Raw genomic sequence first — 18712 nt, forward strand, 5'->3', positions numbered from 1 at the left:
TTTGCTATTTTTGCATCTGTTTTATTCATAAGCAAATCATAACAACACAACGATATGACCACCAAAGTGCCTACAGTCGTTAGCGGAATCCGCTCAACCGGGAACCTTCACCTGGGAAACTATTTCGGGGCGGTAAAGAATTTCGTGCAGATGCAGCATGACATGAACTGCTATTTTTTCATTGCCGATATTCACTCGCTGACCACGCACCCCCACCCCGATCACCTGTATCAAAATGTACGGCAGGTACTTTCGGAATACCTTGCCTGCGGACTCGATCCGGAAAAAGCCACGCTGTTTATACAAAGCGATGTTCCGGAAATTACCGAAATGTACACTTTCATGAACATGAATGCGTACCTGGGCGAGTTGGAAAGAACGACTTCATTTAAAGATAAGGCCCGGAAGCAACCCGATAACGTGAATGCCGGCCTGTTGACCTATCCGGTGCTGATGGCGACCGACATTATCATCCACAAAGCACATTTTGTCCCGGTAGGAAAAGATCAGGAGCAAAACCTGGAAATGGCGCGTACATTTGCCCGCCGTTTCAACCGGATGTACAAGGTGGAAGAGTTCCCGATTCCCAAACCTTTCACATTCGACGGAAAGGATATGATCAAAATCCCCGGACTGGACGGTTCAGGAAAAATGGGTAAATCGGAAGGTAACGCCATTGGTTTGGCCGAAGATCCCAAAAGCATCCGCAAGAAAGTGATGCGTGCGGTAACCGATTCCGGTCCAACCGAGATGAACCAGGAAAAGCCGGAGCCCATTCAGAACCTGTTTACCCTGATGGACGTGGTTTCGACGCCTGATACAGTGAAACATTTCGACGATGCTTACAACAACTGCTCTATCCGTTACGGCGATTTGAAAAAGCAGTTGGCTGAAGACATCATCAACTTTACAACGCCCATACGGGAGCGAATTGAGGAGATTGTGAAGGATGATGCCTATCTGGGAAAAGTAGCCAAAATGGGCGCCGAAAAAGCTCGTGCATCGGCATCTCAAACCCTCAAGGAAGTACGTGAAATCATCGGCTTCCGGAAATTTTATTAATGGATTAATCCACTTTATCATTATAAATTTAAAGACCCTGGCCCTGTGCCGGGGTTTTTCATTTGCGTTTTTCCCGTTTCTTCAAGTGAAACAACACTCCTTTATCAAACGGCGACCATATAGACGTGTAAATGTCAGCTGTTTTCAACGCATCGTTCACCCACACATTGCAGGTGTGGAAACAGGTGAAATGGCCATTGGCTTCGAAAAAACGATCGGAAGGCGTGTAGCCCGCGTGAGGTATTTCGATGATGTGACCAAGGCTGTCGGTAGTGAAAGAGGTTCGGATATAAGCAAGTAGCTTTTTTCGTTGTTCCGGACAAAGCTGTACTTCATGCCACGAGTTTCCGCGAAAGCGGTAATCATCGATATGCATGGCTGATGGTGTTCTCAGGAAAAGTGCACGAAAAGCTGTTTTGAAAGTGAGGTCGGCCCAGGTAGGTGTAGTGAGGTAAAAGCCACGATCGCCCCAGCCGAAGGAAACGAAACGAGTGTCTGGATTGAGCTTTAATTCTTCCGCGAAAGCGGTATCGAGCTGGTTAAGGGGAACGATGATGCTCAGGTGAACACCGTTCGTGGTAACGTAAACCGGTTTCTTTTCCGGGCAAACCGGAGGCCCGGGATGAGGGGAAAGTACGGATAAAACAAACGCCGCCAGGAAACCAGCGACGTTTGTAGATATGATTAATCCTGCCAATAAGACGAGCATGCGGAAAACATGTTTCATGGTGATTTCCGTCAACCCGGCTTACAGGAAACCGGATGTTTATTCGAAATGGTAGAGGAAAATCAGTGTGGCAGTGAGCGCCGGCTTTTTGCTGTCTTTGATTTCCAGCGTTACGTCGAGCTGTGCCTTGGTGATGCCCCGGAGATTCATGATGGAATTCACTTTGGCGTGCAGCCGAACTTCGCTGTCGACACGTACCGCTTCCATAAATTTCAGCTTATCGATTCCGTAGTTCACCAGCATTTTCACGTTGTGGAACTCAGCGATCTGCTCCCACAGGTAAGGCAATACCGACAGAGTCAGGTAACCGTGCGCGATGGTGCTTTTGAACGGGCTTTCGGTTTTTGCCCTTTCGGGATCGGTGTGAATCCACTGGTGATCGAGGGTGGCATCGGCAAACAGGTTGATTTGATCCTGGGTAATTTTCAGGTACTCTGATGTTCCCAAATCCTTGCCATCATACGCCGCAAACTCTTCATAGCTGCCAATAACTAATTTACTCATTGTTCAATTTGGTTTTAATTTTTGATTCAGATGGCAAGATAAAGCATTTTCGGCAATCCTCCGACGGGAAATAAAAAGGGCGGAAGATAAAAAACTATGATTCTTCCGATTCGGTATCCTGTTTTTCAGGTTCCTCTTCCTCTGTCACTTTTCCGGTATCGCTAAGAAAAACAGCGAAAGGCCGTAGTGTTGGAACTTCTTCCAATATAATTTTGACGACGCCGACAATCGGGATGAACAACACCATACCCGACACGCCCCAAACCATACCACCAACGATAACCGATATGAGCACGACAAATGCGTTGATTTTGGTGGAAGAGCCCACCAGCCACGGACGAACCAGGTTTTCCTGCAAAATATTGGCTGCCCAGAGCAACCCGAGGGTGAGTAGTGGAACAAGCAACGAATCGGAAGTGAGCAGCGCGTAGCCTACCACCACAATCATGGCAATCAGGTTTCCCACGTACGGAATCAGGTTCAGCAGGGCAATCATTACCGCAAAGAACAGCGCGTAATTCACGCCCAAACTGATCAAGACAATGAAATCCATCACCGCGGTTGTTGCCGTTAACCAGAGAACGCCCACCAGGTATTTCTCAATCATCTTCTGTATTTTGAAGAAGACATGACTCACCGATTCGCGGTTTTCCCGATCGCGGTAGCGCTCGCGCACAAATTTGGCAGGTAATTCACGGTAGTACAACAGAAAATAGACGAACACCGGCATCAGGAAAACATACATGAGCGTTTGGCCGATGGTGGTTACGTGTTTCAAAAAGTACGAAGCCACTTTCTCCACTTGTCCAACCAACAGCTTTTGCAAATCGCTTCCCTGAGGAATGATATTTAAGTGTGCCTCAATAAAATCTTTGGCATCGTTGATGTAAACCGACAACTTCCCGGTAATGGAAGGCAACTCACTACTGATGGCCACCACCTGCGAGCCGAGAAAATAAAAGAGCGCTCCGATAATGATGAGAAACAGTACCAGCGATGTCAGGATAGCCAGCGGCCGTTTCCAGCCATGCTTTTCCAGGAAAATTACCAGGGGAACCAGCAGGAATGAGAACAAAATGGCCCACGCCAGCGGTACCAGAATACTGCGGCCAACAATCAGGAAAACAATCATCAGGGCGATGGTGGCGCTCCAGTAAAAATATGCGGGGATATTCGGCTTGATTTTTTTGTCCATTGTTGTTATTTGTTCAGGTTAAGTCTGTTTGCTCATAATAACCGCCGAACGCCGGATTTCGTTCATTTTGCCGGTAGAAACAACGGCTGCCTCAGATTTTCAGGCCTTTCTTATTTCTGCCGTAAGGCTTTTAATGTAAGAATAGTAGCGACAAAGGCTGCAACCAGCCAGCCCGATTGCTTTTGGTGACTTGCCTTCGATTGATTAATTTTAAGGAAATTTCACAGAAGGGTGAGCCAGTTCGGTATGACTCTCCCTTTTTTTATGTTCATCGCTGAGACAGATGAATAACCGATACCCGTCGCCGGAAATCCGGGGTACATCGTAAGCCCCATTCCGCCTAACCCTTTTGCAGGAAATACATCCGGGTATTATCAAAAAAAATATTCATACCGAAACCTTTTGTTAGCCTAATCAAAATATCGAATTCATATGACATTGATTGATGCAGTCGTTCTGATTATTTATTTCATTGTTGTTTTAGCTATTGGTATTTACCACCACCGGAAGAATGAAAGTGAGGAAGATTATTACGTGGGTGGACGCCAAATGGGAAGCTTTCACATCGGTCTTTCAGTGGTTGCTACCGACGTCGGTGGTGGATTCTCCATCGGACTTGGCGGACTGGGATTTGTGATGGGCCTTTCGGGAAGCTGGATGCTGTTCACCGGATTGATTGGTGCCTGGCTGAGTGCCGTCATTCTTATTCCAAAGATTTTTAATTCAGCCCGGGAAAAAAATTTACTCACCTTTCCCCAGTTACTGGGAACCCACTACGATAAACGAGTTGCGTTTGCTGCCGGAATCATTTCGGCGATTGGTTATATCGGTTTTACGAGTTCGCAGCTGCTGGCCGGCGCTAAACTGGCTACCGCGACTTTCCCAGAGATCGATACCAAAATCGCCCTGATTGTGATGGGGGTAATTGCTGTCGCTTATACTGGTCTCGGCGGATTGAAAGCCGTGATTTACACCGACAGTTTTCAATGGGCCATCCTGATGTTCGGCCTGGTTTTCATCGGAATTCCACTGGGTTTTATCGGAATTGGAGGATGGGACGGCATCTCTGCCACTTTGCCCGACAAATTTTTCTCGCTGCAGAATATCTCCATTGCGAAAATCATCAACTGGAGTATTACCATTATTCCCATCTGGTTTATCGGGATGACGCTTTACCAGCGGATTTATGCCTGTAAGGATGAAAAAACGGCCAAACGTGCCTGGTACATTGCCGGCTTATTCGAATATCCGCTGATGTCGTTCATGGGTGTTTTGCTGGGAATGTTCTCGCGTGTGGCAACTATTCAGGGAATGTTTGCCGACGCCGGCTTTGCCAATGTGAATAGCATCGATGCCGAGCTGGGACTTCCGCTGCTGCTGAAATACGTCCTCCCGACCGGTGTGATGGGACTGATGCTGGCCGCATACTTCTCGGCCGTTATGTCGACCGCCGATAGCTGTCTGATGGCTGCATCCGGAAATATCCTGACGGACATCTTCAAGTTTAAAGGCAAATCGGGACGGGGGAAAATGGTTATTCCCCAGATAGTCACCATTATTGTAGGAGTGTTCGCCATTCTGCTGGCTTCCAGTATGCAGAACGTGCTCGAGCTGATGCTTTATTCCTACGCCTTTATGGTGTCCGGCTTATTAATTCCCGTTCTCGGAATTCTCTATTTCAAACGAAAGGATCCCGGTGCTGCTTTCTGGTCGATGGTCACGGGTGGAACGCTGACCATTACATTAACGCTTATCAAAAAAGATTTACCCTACGGACTCGACCCCATTTTCTTTGGTATCATCGCAGCGTTCGTCGTCTTTATCCTGGTCAACCGGTTAAAGACGCCCAGGCCTGCTTTCATACGAGATTAGATAGTGAAACAAAAAAGGGTGCCCCACAAACAGGTCACCCTTTTTCAGTAATACAAACCTATGTGAAAGAATATGAGCTTATTCTTGAACCTCCCGATACCGCTTTAGAACAGAGAAGTTTGTTGCGTTAACCCAATTGACGCCCGATTTCCAGACAAGCCCGGGAATTGTGATAGGGACATTTCCAGAACCCGGCTTTTTCATCGCTCAGGTCGGGATTACCATACCGATCGACCTTCCAAAACCATTCGCCCTTCCGGTGATCAATGATGAATTCCTTAATGAATGTCCATATTTTCAGCGCCTTTCCGAGATATCGATCATCGCCGCTCATCCGGTAGGCATAAGCCAGTCCCACCATCGCTTCAGCCTGTGGCCACCAATGACGATCGGTATCCAGATGGCCGGTTTCCGCATTCAGCTCATTCATTACGCCGCCGGCACTGTCCACTCCTTCCTTCAAAAATGTGTCAACCATTCCGAGCAACATCGGCTTCAGTTCCTCTAATAACGCTTCATCCTCTAACGCTTCGGCTGCTTCGTAAATCAACCATGAGGTTTCGATATCATGACCGTAGGAGATGACCGAACTCTTTACGTTCCACTTTTCGTCGAAAAACAGCTTTAAATGATAGTCGTCTCCAACGAAATATTCCTGCATCAATTCGATGAGCTGTCGTAACGCAGCTCCCACTTCTTCCGTTCGGTGCATACGGTACAGGTTGGTGTATGCTTCCAGCAGATGAATATGGGTGTTCATTCCCTTTTTCTCGTTGGCATCCTTTTCGCTTAGGCGCAAATCGTCCAGCTCGCTCCAATCTTCGGCGAAAGCCTCAATATAACCCCCGTTTTCGCGGTCGACAGCTTTCTCTTCCAGCAAATGGAAAAGTTCTAAGAGCCAGTCGAGTACTGCCGACTCTGACGTCAGCTTGTAATATTCAGACAATGCATATACAGCAAATGCCTGAGCGTAAATCTGCTTCCGCGGATTCAGAGGCTTTCCCAAGTAATCAAGTTCCCAGTACACTCCATCATATCGCTTGTCGCGAAAATATGTTTCCAGGTATTGAAAAGCCCGGTCGGCCATTGCCTTTTTCTCTTCCGAGAACGAGTGCATGCAAGCCGCGGAGAACGTCCACAAAATGCGTGTATTCAGGATAACGCCTTTGGGCGCTTCTTTGTCCGGGCGGTTTTGCCCGTCGAGCAGGCCGTAAAAACCACCGTGCTTTACATCGGGCATGTAGGTTTGCCAGTAGCTCAGGATATTTTTCAGCTCCCGGCTCAATTCACCCAAATATGTTTCGACAGAAATCGGCATCAGTACAAACCTTTATTGGAATCGATGAGTGCGTTGATGTTTTCGACCGAGCGATGAGACGCTAGTCGATCTTCAGGCGTATTAACCACATAATCAACTAATTTATCAACAGTAGTTGTAGCTACATGCATTCGTGTATCGGATGACGCATAGTAAATATAGACCGTTCCGTCGTCATCGGCAATCCAACCATTGGCAAACAATACATTCGAAACATCGCCGATGCGCTCCTCTCCTTCCGGCGCCATAAAATATCCTCCCGGTAGGTGGGTAACTTTCGTCAGATCGTGCAAATCGGTCATAAAAAGGTACAGCACATAACGCAAGCCGGCAGCGGTATTCCTGACGCCATGAGCCAACTGCAACCAACCCTTCTCCGTTTTGATCGGTGCCGGACCAAGTCCGTTTTTCAACTCGTAAACCGTGTGGTAGGCTTTCTGGTGAATGATGGTCTCGTTCTGAACCACCGGATTTCTCATGTCATCGATGTAACCGAAACCAATTCCTCCGCCGCTCCCTACATCAATGAAACCATCCTGCGGGCGGGTGTAGACGGCGTATTTCCCATTGACGAATTCGGGATGCAATACGACGTTCCTTTGTTGACCTGTATTGGAAATCAGGTCGGGCAGGCGTTCCCAGTTGATGAAGTCTTTGCTACGAACAATGCCTGCATTGGCAACTGCGGCACTGGTATCGCCATTCGGCGCGTTAGGATCTTTGCGCTCTGTGCAGTAGATGCCGTAAATCCAGCCATCTTCATGTGTCACCAGACGCATGTCGTATACATTGATATCGGGATCTTCCAGCTGCGGAATCGTGATAGGTCGTTCCCAAAACCGGAAATTGTCCACACCATTCGGGCTTTCCGCTACCGCGAAATAAGATTTCCGGTCCCAGCCTTCCACCCGGGCGACCAACAGATATTTATCGCCGAATTTCAGGGCACCGGCATTAAAAGCCGCATTCACCCCAATGCGCTCCAGCAAATAAGGATTGCGTTCGGGCGACAAATCGAAACGCCAGTGCAACGGAGCATGAGCACCTGTCAATACCGGATAACGGTACCGCTCGTAAATGCCGTTGACCGAGAACTCTGCTATATTCTTCCGGGTCAGCAATTCCTCCTGTCTTTCCTTCAGTTGGGTCAATCGGTTTTCAAAATATTGAGTCATCTTTCGTTTGATGTTATTTTCAATCAGGTTATTTATAGTCTATTATTCCATCAGGTGAACTAGCCTTCCTCTTCTACCAGCTTGTCCCACCAGGTTTTCTTCATGATAATGGCAACCACCGCTACGATAGCCAGAGAAATTCCCAGTGCCAGATTTTTCTTCAACACGAGGTAGATAGGAGCCAGCACCAGCCCGGTTTGCGCGATGATACCAAGCACCACATTGAACATGTCGCGGTAGAAATTTTTGTTCTTGCGGAAGCCCGGATCATCTGCCATGACCAGCTCATGAACCGGTTTCCAGAATCCCCACGGACGAACACTTTTGTAAAAGCTTTTCAAAGTCTCTTCATCGGTGGGCGGCGCCATGTAGGTTCCGATGATACTTCCGCCCACGGAAATAATGAGAATAAGCGGGAAATAATAGAGGTCGAGCGTTTCGGTGAAGATGTACGGGAAAACCAGCGCGGGAACCATTCCGGCCACCATGCCCCAGAAGAAACCGTGACCGTTGAAGCGCCACCAGTACCATTTCAGCACATTGGAAGCCACGTAACTTCCGTACAGCGCCGACACAATCCATTGCAAAATCGAATTGACATCGGTGGCAAATATTCCGAAGAAGATACTGACAACTACCACCAACACTCCGGTGGCATAGGTTGTCACATTAATTTGTCGTTTGGATGCCTTTGGATTCAGGTATTTCAGGTAAATATCGTTGACAATGTACGCCTGGGCAGCATTCAGCGTTCCCGCAAAAGTCGACATGAAGGCCGCCAACAGTCCGGCCAGCAATAACCCGGTAAATCCTTCCGGAACGAATTCGTTAATCGCCGACGGAAGAATCTGCTCAAAATCGATGTGACCAGCCACAACCAAATTCAGTTTGTCGTAGTAAAGCAGCGCTAACACAGCAAATCCGGCAATCATCAGGTAACGAACCGGCATGAGCACAACACTCACAAAACCACTCATCATGGCTGCTTCCTTTGGTGACTTGGTCGAGAGAATCTTCTGCAAATCGTAGTTCGGGGCAGGCCCGGCTAAACTGACCAGCACGCCTTTGAACAACATCATGGAGAAGAAGATGCTGAAGAGCGAGTAGCCGTCCGAAGCAATTTTTTCATTCACCTCCGCGATAATATGCGACCAGTCCATGTGAAGCTTCCATCCGAAGAAAGGATTCATCCAGCCATCCGGCACATTCAGGGTACTGTGTCCCAAAGCGCCCATCGCAATGAAAGCTATCACAAAAGCCGAAACCGTCATGATAAGATATTGCAGCACGTCGGCCCAGACGATTCCCGACATTCCGCCCAAAACCGAATAGAATACGGCAAAGAAGGTGAAGATAATTCCATAAATGTGCGGCACGTATTCAACCGGAACATGAAAAGGAATGTACGGTTGCACCACGCTCCACGGAATGAATATCTGCACAAATTTTCCCAGTCCGATAAAACCATAAGCGAGATATCCCAGGCAGGTAATCAATGCAAACACCACAACCACTGCATGCGACATGGCAGCATCGCGGCCTTTCCCAAACCGGGTACCAATCCATTCTGCTCCGGTAGTCACATTCGAGCGTCGTACCCAGACGGAAAGGAATACCATCAGGAAAATCTGGTTGAAAACCGGCCAAAGCCATGGAATCCAAACGCTTTTCAGACCATAAACAAAGGTGATGGTCACCAGCCACATCGTTCCGGAGATATCGAACATTCCGGACGCATTCGAGAGGCCCAACATGTACCAGGGGAGGCGATTTCCGCCAAGCAGATAAGCTGATTTGTCTTTTTGCGCACGCTTCCGCAATACAAGTCCGATAACCACGGTCAGCATCAGATATCCGAAAATGACGGATATATCAATAATTCCAAGCTTCATTTACAGGGTTTGAATCGTTAGTTTCTAAAAATAGCTGGTTTGACCGGCTTGACCATTTCCTTTCCTGAATTCAATACTATTTCAACTTCAACAAGGCGATAAACAGCATACATCAGAAGACAAAACCAAACAACCAGCTATCAACACCCTTGTTTTAACAAGAATATCCAGTCTCAAAAGTATTTGCTATACTTGCATTCTTCAAATACTATTTCGTCAAAATCCTGTACTTTTCCTAACAACTCATCATTATGAGCATTGATACAGCCAATCCTCAACGCGAGATCACACCACTGACCGAAGGCGATTGCCTGCTGGTTTTCGATCGAAAGAAGCTCAACTTCGACTTTCCGTTACATTTCCACCCGGAATACGAGATCAACTTTATTTACAATGCGGAAGATGCAGTTCGGGTTGTCGGCGAACACCGGGCACCTATCGGGAAATGGGAATTGGTATTGACCGGACCGAACCTGATGCATGTGTGGGAACAGGGCGAATGTCACTCTCCGGATATCCACGAAATCACCATCCAGTTTCACCACGACCTGTTTCACCAAACCCTATTGGACCGCAACATTATGAAACCGGTGAAAGACATGCTGGACCGATCGGTACGCGGTATTGCCTTTTCCGAAGAGACCATCCACATGCTACAGCCCCGCATCATGAGCCTGGCGCACAAAAGCGGCATCGACGCGCTGATGGAATTGGTTTCATTGTTGTTCGACCTAGCTAATTCACGCGGACAACAGATGCTTTCTTCTGTGATGGCGAAAAACGATGACTTCTACAACAGTGGAAAAATCAAGAAGGTGCATGATTTCGTTCAGCAACATTACGCCCGGAAAATCAAAGTGGAAGATGTGGCACAATTGCTGAACATGACAGAAGTATCATTCAGTCGGTTCATCAAGCAACGAACCGGAAAAACGTTTGTGGAATACCTGAATCACTACCGGATTAGCCTTGCTTCAAGGTGGTTAATTGAATCAAATATGAGCGTTTCGGAGATTGCCTACAAGTCTGGCTTCAATAACCTGGCTAACTTCAACCGATTCTTTAAGAAAATGGAAGGATGTACGCCTTCAGCCTTTCGTGAAAACTTCTCCGGAATAAAACGAGTAAATTAATAACCTGATGATTATACATCATATATTAAAGCATAAGATTAAATATCAATTTTACCGTTCTCTTCATCATAATCAATTCGATTTTCCAACTCGTCGACTATAGTTTTTTCCCATTTCGGCACTTTTAACAGGTGGGCAATCCGTCCGATCATGTGTGATGCGACCGGAGCTGTTAGGAAAATGAAAATGATGACCAGCACTGCTTCGATGATCACGTAAGCAACGGGAAAATGGATGGAAACCGCCACTAACATTAGTAACGCGCCAAACGACGACGCCTTAGTCGCAGAGTGCATCCGGATATATAAGTCGGGAAAACGCAACACTCCGATGGCTGCCAACAACATGAAGAAGGCACCTAAAACCAACAATATGGCCGAAATCCATTCACTTATCATGATAACGTTTCTTTAGATAGATGGCAAAAGCCACGGTTCCCATAAATGTGATGAGTGCAATCATCACGGCTACGTTCAGGTACACTTTTTCTCCGCTTAAAAAGGTAATGGCCAGTGTGATGCCAATCACAAGAGAAGCAATTAAGTCCAGCACCACAACCCGATCGGGCAAACTGGGACCTTTCACCAATCGCCAGAAAGCCAAAAAGAATGCGAGCAGCAACATGCCCATAGCAATATTGGCCGCATCGGTAATGACGGTCGAAAGCAGTATCATGACCACACCTCCTTTACTCTTCTTTCCAGGCCCGATTTGACTTCTTCGCGGTAGGCATCGGCATCTTCGAGGTATAAAACATGCACATACAACCTTTTTTTATCCTTCGATACATCAAGGCTTAAACTCCCGGGAGTCATGGTGATTAGATTCACCAATGTCATGATCTCGTAATCGCTTTTGATATCGAGCGGAATCTCCACAATGCCCGGTCTCATATGGTGCGTCGGCGTTAAAATATCATACGCCAAAACCAGGTTGGCTTTCATCAGCTCCCAGAGATAGAACCCTGCAAACGCGATGATCTGAACTATTTTCACCAAGATATACCTCATAGCTTTCCGGTATTATTTTCCTAAAACAGCATTGATGTAAGCCGATGGCTCGAGCAACTGTTGCGCTGCCGTCATGCAAAAATCGAAGAAGAAGCCAACGGCCACTCCCATTCCGATAGAAAACAGCGCCAGCACAACCGATGGAAAAACTAAGGCAAAGCCCACCTTCTTTTCCGCGTAATTCACGACTTCCTCAGCTTCCTCCGGCTGTTTTTTCCAGAATCCTTCATTCCAGATTTTTATCATTGAAAACAGGGTAATAAGCCCCACAAACAACGAGATACCTGTCACGAAGAAATGATGCGAATCGAAACCGGCTTTTACCAGAATAAATTTTCCAAAGAAGCCGGAGAGCGGCGGAACACCAGCCAGCGCAAATGCCGGAATGATAAACAGCAATGCCAGATACGGCTTTGTTTTGTAGAGACCGCCAATGTTTTTTAGCTCGAAAGTTCCTTTCAACTTGCTCACCATTCCTCCCACCATAAATGTGTTGGTTTTAGCAACAATGTTGTGCCCCATATAGTAAATCGCTCCGGCAATCCCGAGCGGTGTGAAAAAGCCGAGTCCCATAATCATGTAACCGATTTGGGAAATGATGTGGAATGACAAAATCCGCCGGATATCATACTGCGATGCAGCAGTGAACACCCCAATCAGCATGGTGAGACCACCTGTTATTAAAAACAGCTCTTTCCAAATTCCGCCAAGCGGAATAAAAAACAGAGTGAAGAACCGGATCATGGCATACACGCCAACTTTGGTCAAAAGTCCGGCAAAAAGTGCGGTCACCGCTACCGGCGGCGTGTGATACGATGCAGGCAACCAGAAAAAGAAAGGGAAAACCGCGGCTTTGATGCCGAAGGCGATGAAGAACAACATAGCCGAGCTGGCTACCAGGTTCGACGAAGGGTCGTTCTGCAATTTCATCGCCAAATCCGCCATGTTCAGCGTTCCCATTTTTCCGTAAAGCAATCCGGCTGCCGCCAGAAAAAGCATCGAGGAAACCATATTGATGGTCACATATTTTACCGCTCCTTCCAGCTGTTTGCGTTCTCCGCCCAGCGTAATCAAAACGAACGACGCAATAAGCATCACTTCGAACCAGACATAGAGATTGAATACGTCGCCAGTGATAAATGCCCCGTTGACTCCCAGCAGGAGGATATTGAACAACAAATAGAAATGAAACTTCAGGCGCCGCTCGTCCATCAATCCCAGTGCATAAACCGACACGGTAAAGCCGATGAGCCCGGCAAAGAACAGCATGATAGCGCTGAACATATCGGCAACCAGCGTAATGCCAAACGGAGCAGGCCAACTACCTACATGCAAAACCAAAATGCCATCGCGGTAGACTTTAACCAGAATGATGACAGCCACGACCAGCTGTGCCAGCGTGAAAAACACTCCCGAAGCCTTTCGGAAGTTCAGGCTGTTTTTGGCAAACAAACTAACAATGGCCGCCAAAACAGGAAGAACCAAAGGTAACATGAGCAGGTTTTCCATCCGCTAATCTTCTTTTAGTTGGTCAAAATCAACCGTACCTGACGATTGGTAAAAACGATAAATCAATACCAGTGCAAATGCCGTAATTCCGAAGCCAATCACCAAGGAGGTTAAAACCAATGCCTGCGGTAGCGGATCAGCTACCGTAGACTGGGCCGCTTTCTGACCTTCCTGTACAAACGGGGGACTCACTTTCGACAAACTTCCCGCCAGGAAAACCAACAGATTGGTGGCATGACTAAAGAAAATCAGCCCGAGAATTAACTTCACAATGCTTCGCCGCAACAGGAGGTAAACGCCTGCCGCATACAAAACACCAATAATAATTGCCAGTATGACTTCCATTATTCTATATCGATTATATCAAACATGATGGTTAACAATACGCCGGTTACCGCCAGGTATACGCCCAAATCGAACAACACGGGTGTTCCCAGATGAAGCTCCTGCCCGAATGGCAGATGCACGGTCGTCCACATGCCGGTCATAAACGGCTCGCCGGAAAAAACACTCAGCAAAGCTGAAACGAGAATAACCGCCAATCCGGATGCTAGTAAAGCCGAAGTGGAAAGCGGCAGTTTCTTTCTTGCTTCCGCAGAAGTGAAAGCCAGCGCATAAAGAATATAGGCTGCAGCAGCCATTAATCCGCCAATGAATCCACCACCCGGTTGCTGATGCCCGCGATACAGCACCACCAGCGAAAGAATGAGCAACAACGGCCGTAATTTCGTAGCTGCAATGCGGAAGATATTTGAATACGGATTGCTCATTCTTCCTCCTCCTTCTTTTTCGGTTTCAACTTCAACAACGAAATCACGCCAATGGCAGCAATCACGAGTACAACGGTTTCGCCCATGGTATCCAGGCCTCGAAAATCAACCAGAATCACATTCACGATGTTCCGGCCATGGCCTTTCGTGAAAGCTTCTTTCAGGAAGTAATCGCTGATGGGCGGACTGAGTTTGATGAACTCGGCTTTCAATACCAGTGCAGTCATGAAGCTACCGAAAACAATGGCAATCACGCCGTCGCGAATCCGGCTGGACGGACGGGAATATTTGGGCATGTAGCCCGGAAGATGGTAGATCACCATTACAAAAAGCACCAGAATAAGGGTTTCCACCAAAATAAGGGTAATGGCCACATCCACGGCTCCGTAAAGTATAAAGATAAAAGCCATGGCATAACCGATAACGCCGAGCAGCACGATAGCCACCAGCCGCGACCGTGTAAATACCGCGCCGATTGCTGCCGTGACAATCAGCAAACTGATTCCGAGCAGGTAAAACGGAATTTCATCCCAGCTGGCCTGAAAGCCCCAACCACGCGTATGATAAAGCTGGTACCATACCAGCAACGACGAGACAATGAAAATAAGCATCAGGTAGAAGCGGTGATAGCCGTGCTGAACCACTTCGGTGTGCCGTTTTGTAAATGAAAGAAAGTTTTCCACCAAGCTGCGGAACAGATCGGTGAACTCGATTTTGAAATAGCGTTGGTTAAACTTCCGTAAGGCTTTGGTCGCCCGTTTCCGGAAGAAAAACAGCGTCAGTCCCAACGTAATGGTGATTACACTTAGCAGGAAGACCAGGTTCAGGCCATGCCACAATTTCATATGAAGGTCAACCGGACTAGCATTCACCGCATCAATTGCCGGCATCACCAACGGCTGTGTGATGATAGCCGGATAAATCCCCATAAACAAACTGGTCACCGAAAGAACCGCCGGCCCAATCAGCAGTGGAATAGCGGGTTCCTTTGGAATTTTAGGCGGGTCTTTTCGCTTTCCGAAGAATACACCATGACCGAAGAGGAAAGCTACCGCCACCATAAATATGTTCGCTGTAACCGCCAGAATGGCCAGGTACACCGCAATCTGAGGGGCTTGCACCTTGGCGTCGTAAATCACTTCTTTCCCGATAAATCCGAGGAAAGGAGGAAGTCCCGCCATTGAGAATAGTGTCAGAAAGGTGGCGACAGCCGCTATCGGCATCACCGGCCACATGCCTCCGAGGTGACGAATGTCACGCGTACCGACGGTTTTATCGATAGCGCCGGCTATCATGAACAATGCCCCCTTATACAAAGAGTGGACAATCAGAAAAATCACCATTGCTGTAATGGCGAGCTCTGTTCCCATTCCGACCAACAACACCAACATTCCAAGCGCACTGATAGTGGTGTACGCCAATATCTTTTTCAAATCGGTTTGCGTAAACGCGAAATAGGCTCCGACCAACATGGTCATTGCTCCGGCAAGGCCAAGCGAAAATTGCCACAAGTCGGTGCCGCCAAGAATCGGCTGAAGCCTGGCCAACAGATAAATTCCGGCTTTCACCATGGTGGCCGAATGCAGGTAAGCGCTCACAGGCGTCGGAGCTTCCATAGCACCCGGAAGCCAAAAGTGAAACGGGAACTGCGCAGATTTGGTAAAAGCTCCTACCATTATCAAAAGCACCAGCGGCACATACATTTTACTGCTCTTCACCACCGCACCGTTTTGCAACAAGTCCGTCAACTCGTAACTTCCGCCAACATTGCCCAGCAGAACAAATCCTGCCAACATGGCTAAACCACCAAAGCCAGTAATCAGCAGTGCCTGCAGAGCCGCTGCCCGGGCTTCCGGTCGCTCATGGTTAAAACCGATGAGTAGAAACGAAGAAAAACTGGTGATTTCCCAGAAAACAAACAGTGTTATCAGGTTATTGGCCAGTACCAGCCCCAGCATCGCTCCCATGAAAAGAAGAATGTAGAAATAGAATCTTCCCCGCATGGGATAATGTTGCATATAGTACCCCGAATAGATCAATACCAATGCTCCCATTCCGGTTATCAGTAAACCGAAAAGCAAACTGAGCCCATCGAGATAAAAGGATAAACGGACGTGCAGCAATGGAAACCAATCGATTGACCGGACAATGAAATGGCGATCGATGATAGCTGGAAGCAATCTGATTAATAATACAAACAGGGCAGCCGGTAGCAAGGCATACAGGTAGCCTGAGATCTTCCCCAGCCTTTTGTCGATAAAAGGGGCAAGAAATGCCAGGAAAAAAACCAAACCGACAATCCAGATCAACGACATGAGTAACAGGTTTAATCAGATAATATTAGCGTTCGATATCGCTGTATTGTTGTTTCTAAGAATACAACTAAAATTTAGTTTTGTTTATCTTTTTAACAGCAAAATCATTTATAATAGAAAAGTTTTCCTTACTTCGCCTCAGCATTGTTACCGTTGGCTGATAAACATTTAGCCACATCTGACTGTTAAACTTTAGTCTTTGTCAGATCATCTAAATTTCAATGCGTCAAGACGATAAACTTTTAAACAAACAATATTACCCGAATACTCCAGGTTTGCAGTCTATTGGGGAAACGCGAATCAACGGATTGGGTAACCGGAATTAAATGTTGGGTTAAAGACGTCTTAACCAGTTTAGTGAATGTATGCAGCAACCAACCAATGAAAAGCGCAAGGTGAGGGGAAAAACTGAGGTGCGCATCACCATTATCTACCTAATCGTTGGTATTCTTTGGATTACGCTCTCCGACGAAGCGATACTCATGTTCGGGCAAACTGCCGAAGATCTCACCCGTCTGCAAAATTACAAAGGTTGGTTTTTTGTTATCTCCACTGCCCTACTCATCTTTTTTCTTATCCGGCAGGAAATCCGAAAGCGGAATGCTGTTGAAGATTTGTTACGTTTACGAAATGACGAACTTTCCGAGAGCCTCGAAACGATCCGCCAATTTCAAAATGAAAAACGTTCGAGTCAAAAGCGTTTTCTCGGGTTGTATAAAAATATTCGCGAGGGTTTCGCCTGGCTCGACGCAGCCGGGAATATAAAAGGGACCAACCCAGCTTTTCTTAATATGCTCCAGTTTAGCTCTGAACAGCTAATTGGTAAACACTACCGTGAACTCTGCCCGATGGGGTGTCACCAGCTTCTATCGGCCATCGACGAAAGAGGCTATACCGATATCATCGACATCGAGCTGCTGAATGCTGCAGGGCAAAAAGTCCCCGTGTCGCTAATGGCCTACAAAATGCCGGCTCCAACAGGTGATAGCGAGGAAATCTGGGTGATCGTTAAAGATATTATCGATGAGAAAAAGGTCGAGAAAGACATTCTAAATGCAAAGCAGCATGCCGAGCAAAGCGAGCGCCTGAAGTCAGTATTCCTCGCCAACATCTCCCACGAGATACGAACGCCCATGAACAGCATCATCGGCTTTGCTGAGCTACTGGGAAACGACGAACTTCCGGATGAACGACGGAAATGGTACAGCCGTATTATTGCCGAAAATGCGGAAATGCTGCTGGTGATTGTCAACAACGTTTTAGATATATCCCGATTGGAAACCGGACAACTAAAAATTATCCGCCAGGAAACCGATTTAAACAAGGTGATATCCGACATTTACGACCTGTTCGCGCTTCAGGCCGATGACAAAGGCATAGAACTGACCATCAAGAATCTTCTTCCGAAAGACAAAGCGCATATTTATACAGACGAAGCCAAACTGAAGCAAATCCTTATCAACATTACCGGAAATGCAATAAAATTTACGCAGGAGGGTGAAATCAGCATCAGCTCCACCGTTGAAAATGGCGAAGTTTGTTTCTCTATCGCTGACACAGGAATAGGCATTGCTCCTGAAGACCAAAAAGCCATTTTCGAGCGATTCCGCCAGGTAGACGATTCGACGACCCGGAAATATGGAGGAACAGGCTTGGGATTAACCATTTCGCTTGGCTTAACCGAACTTCTGGGAGGCTCACTAAATCTCGAATCTGAACACGGAAAAGGTTCTGTATTTCATATTCGTATTCCGGCAAAAACCAATCAGCCCGATAAGGTAAAGGTTGCACCGAAAAAGAATAACGTCTCTTCGGTTAAAACCGAAAACCCAGCCATTCTGATTGTAGAAGACGAGCACGCCTCCACCCTTCTGATTAAAGAGGCGTTGAAAGAAGTGAGTGCGGAGGTCATCTTTGTTAAAGACGGCGAATCAGCCATTAAAATCTGCGCCGAGGACTCCTCCATCCGGCTCGTTCTTATGGATCTAAACCTACCGGGAATAGATGGAGCAGAAACGGCCCGTCTGATTAAAGAGAAATGCCCGGGAATTCTAGTCATTGGTCAAAGTGCGCAGCAACTCAATCATCAAAATTCATCAAAACAACAGTCCATTTTCGATGATTTCCTTCTCAAACCCTATCTCCCGAAAGAACTCGTAGCGTTGGTAAAAAAACATATTTAGTTTTTTCTAAAAACTGTCTTTTCCGCTACACCAATCAGCTTAATTTC

General features: G+C 47.1%; 17 protein-coding genes. 4 read left to right on the forward strand and 13 right to left on the reverse strand.

Annotated elements, in window-relative coordinates:
- The first annotated feature begins 54 nt into the window (after nucleotides 1–54).
- Nucleotides 55–1062 carry a tryptophan--tRNA ligase gene (gene trpS / locus AC060N_RS20105; RefSeq protein WP_479525274.1) on the forward strand — a complete coding sequence of 336 codons (1008 nt, stop codon included), beginning with the start codon at nucleotides 55–57 and terminating at the stop codon, nucleotides 1060–1062.
- 58 nt (nucleotides 1063–1120) lie between these two features.
- Here the strand turns inward: trpS and AC060N_RS20110 are convergent, their stop codons facing one another.
- The 3 genes from AC060N_RS20110 to AC060N_RS20120 form a co-directional block, all read right to left on the reverse strand.
- Nucleotides 1121–1771: a TIGR02117 family protein gene (locus tag AC060N_RS20110; protein WP_479525275.1), complete on the reverse strand. Its 651-nt coding sequence runs from the start codon at nucleotides 1769–1771 to the stop codon at nucleotides 1121–1123.
- Between the two features lie 57 nt (nucleotides 1772–1828).
- Nucleotides 1829–2293: a MaoC family dehydratase gene (locus AC060N_RS20115; protein ID WP_479525276.1), complete on the reverse strand. Its 465-nt coding sequence runs from the start codon at nucleotides 2291–2293 to the stop codon at nucleotides 1829–1831.
- Between the two features lie 94 nt (nucleotides 2294–2387).
- The gene (locus AC060N_RS20120; RefSeq protein WP_153640698.1) at nucleotides 2388–3488 is read right to left on the reverse strand and encodes an AI-2E family transporter; all 1101 of its coding nucleotides are present in this window, start codon (nucleotides 3486–3488) and stop codon (nucleotides 2388–2390) included.
- A gap of 432 nt (nucleotides 3489–3920) precedes the next feature.
- Here AC060N_RS20120 and AC060N_RS20125 point away from each other — a divergent pair, with 432 nt between their 5' ends.
- On the forward strand, nucleotides 3921–5360 hold the full coding sequence (locus tag AC060N_RS20125) for a sodium:solute symporter family protein (protein WP_153640699.1): 1440 nt from the start codon (nucleotides 3921–3923) through the stop codon (nucleotides 5358–5360).
- A gap of 127 nt (nucleotides 5361–5487) precedes the next feature.
- On the opposite strand, the gene AC060N_RS20130 is transcribed toward AC060N_RS20125, so the two are convergent.
- The 3 genes from AC060N_RS20130 to AC060N_RS20140 are packed head-to-tail and all read right to left on the reverse strand — an operon-like array spanning nucleotide 5488 to nucleotide 9745.
- Nucleotides 5488–6678: an AGE family epimerase/isomerase gene (locus AC060N_RS20130; RefSeq protein ID WP_479525277.1), complete on the reverse strand. Its 1191-nt coding sequence runs from the start codon at nucleotides 6676–6678 to the stop codon at nucleotides 5488–5490.
- Complete coding sequence (locus AC060N_RS20135; protein WP_479525278.1) at nucleotides 6678–7853, reverse strand: glycoside hydrolase family 130 protein; 1176 nt, start codon at nucleotides 7851–7853, stop codon at nucleotides 6678–6680. The genes AC060N_RS20130 and AC060N_RS20135 overlap by 1 nt, the downstream gene beginning before the upstream one ends.
- Before the next feature lie 59 nt (nucleotides 7854–7912).
- Nucleotides 7913–9745: a sodium:solute symporter family protein gene (locus tag AC060N_RS20140; protein WP_479525279.1), complete on the reverse strand. Its 1833-nt coding sequence runs from the start codon at nucleotides 9743–9745 to the stop codon at nucleotides 7913–7915.
- Between the two features lie 251 nt (nucleotides 9746–9996).
- On the opposite strand from AC060N_RS20140, the gene AC060N_RS20145 reads away from it, so the two are divergent.
- Entirely contained in the window at nucleotides 9997–10878 is an 882-nt protein-coding gene (locus AC060N_RS20145) for a helix-turn-helix domain-containing protein (protein WP_479525280.1), read from the forward strand.
- A gap of 38 nt (nucleotides 10879–10916) precedes the next feature.
- Here AC060N_RS20145 and mnhG read toward each other — a convergent pair whose 3' ends face one another.
- Genes mnhG through AC060N_RS20180 form a run of 7 tightly spaced genes read right to left on the reverse strand, consistent with a single transcriptional unit; the run spans nucleotide 10917 to nucleotide 16482 of the window.
- Nucleotides 10917–11276 (reverse strand): monovalent cation/H(+) antiporter subunit G, encoded by a 360-nt coding sequence (gene mnhG / locus AC060N_RS20150; protein WP_479525281.1) that lies wholly within the window; start codon nucleotides 11274–11276, stop codon nucleotides 10917–10919.
- Complete coding sequence (locus AC060N_RS20155) at nucleotides 11266–11553, reverse strand: monovalent cation/H+ antiporter complex subunit F (protein WP_479525282.1); 288 nt, start codon at nucleotides 11551–11553, stop codon at nucleotides 11266–11268. The genes mnhG and AC060N_RS20155 overlap by 11 nt, the downstream gene beginning before the upstream one ends.
- Nucleotides 11550–11888 carry a Na+/H+ antiporter subunit E gene (locus tag AC060N_RS20160; protein WP_479525283.1) on the reverse strand — a complete coding sequence of 113 codons (339 nt, stop codon included), beginning with the start codon at nucleotides 11886–11888 and terminating at the stop codon, nucleotides 11550–11552. Before AC060N_RS20160 ends, AC060N_RS20155 begins: the two co-directional genes overlap by 4 nt.
- A gap of 12 nt (nucleotides 11889–11900) precedes the next feature.
- Nucleotides 11901–13397, reverse strand: coding sequence for a Na+/H+ antiporter subunit D (locus AC060N_RS20165; RefSeq protein WP_479525284.1), 1497 nt, complete (start codon nucleotides 13395–13397; stop codon nucleotides 11901–11903).
- 3 nt (nucleotides 13398–13400) lie between these two features.
- Nucleotides 13401–13742, reverse strand: coding sequence for a Na+/H+ antiporter subunit C (locus tag AC060N_RS20170; RefSeq protein ID WP_479525285.1), 342 nt, complete (start codon nucleotides 13740–13742; stop codon nucleotides 13401–13403).
- On the reverse strand, nucleotides 13742–14167 hold the full coding sequence (locus AC060N_RS20175) for an MnhB domain-containing protein (protein ID WP_479525286.1): 426 nt from the start codon (nucleotides 14165–14167) through the stop codon (nucleotides 13742–13744). The genes AC060N_RS20170 and AC060N_RS20175 overlap by 1 nt, the downstream gene beginning before the upstream one ends.
- A complete protein-coding gene (locus tag AC060N_RS20180; RefSeq protein ID WP_479525287.1) occupies nucleotides 14164–16482 on the reverse strand; it encodes a putative monovalent cation/H+ antiporter subunit A in 2319 nt (772 codons plus the stop codon). The genes AC060N_RS20175 and AC060N_RS20180 overlap by 4 nt, the downstream gene beginning before the upstream one ends.
- Before the next feature lie 365 nt (nucleotides 16483–16847).
- On the opposite strand from AC060N_RS20180, the gene AC060N_RS20185 reads away from it, so the two are divergent.
- A complete protein-coding gene (locus tag AC060N_RS20185) occupies nucleotides 16848–18665 on the forward strand; it encodes a PAS domain-containing hybrid sensor histidine kinase/response regulator (protein ID WP_479525288.1) in 1818 nt (605 codons plus the stop codon).
- Nucleotides 18666–18712 lie beyond the last annotated feature (47 nt).

This window comes from Prolixibacter sp. DSM 2831 (assembly GCF_056493735.1).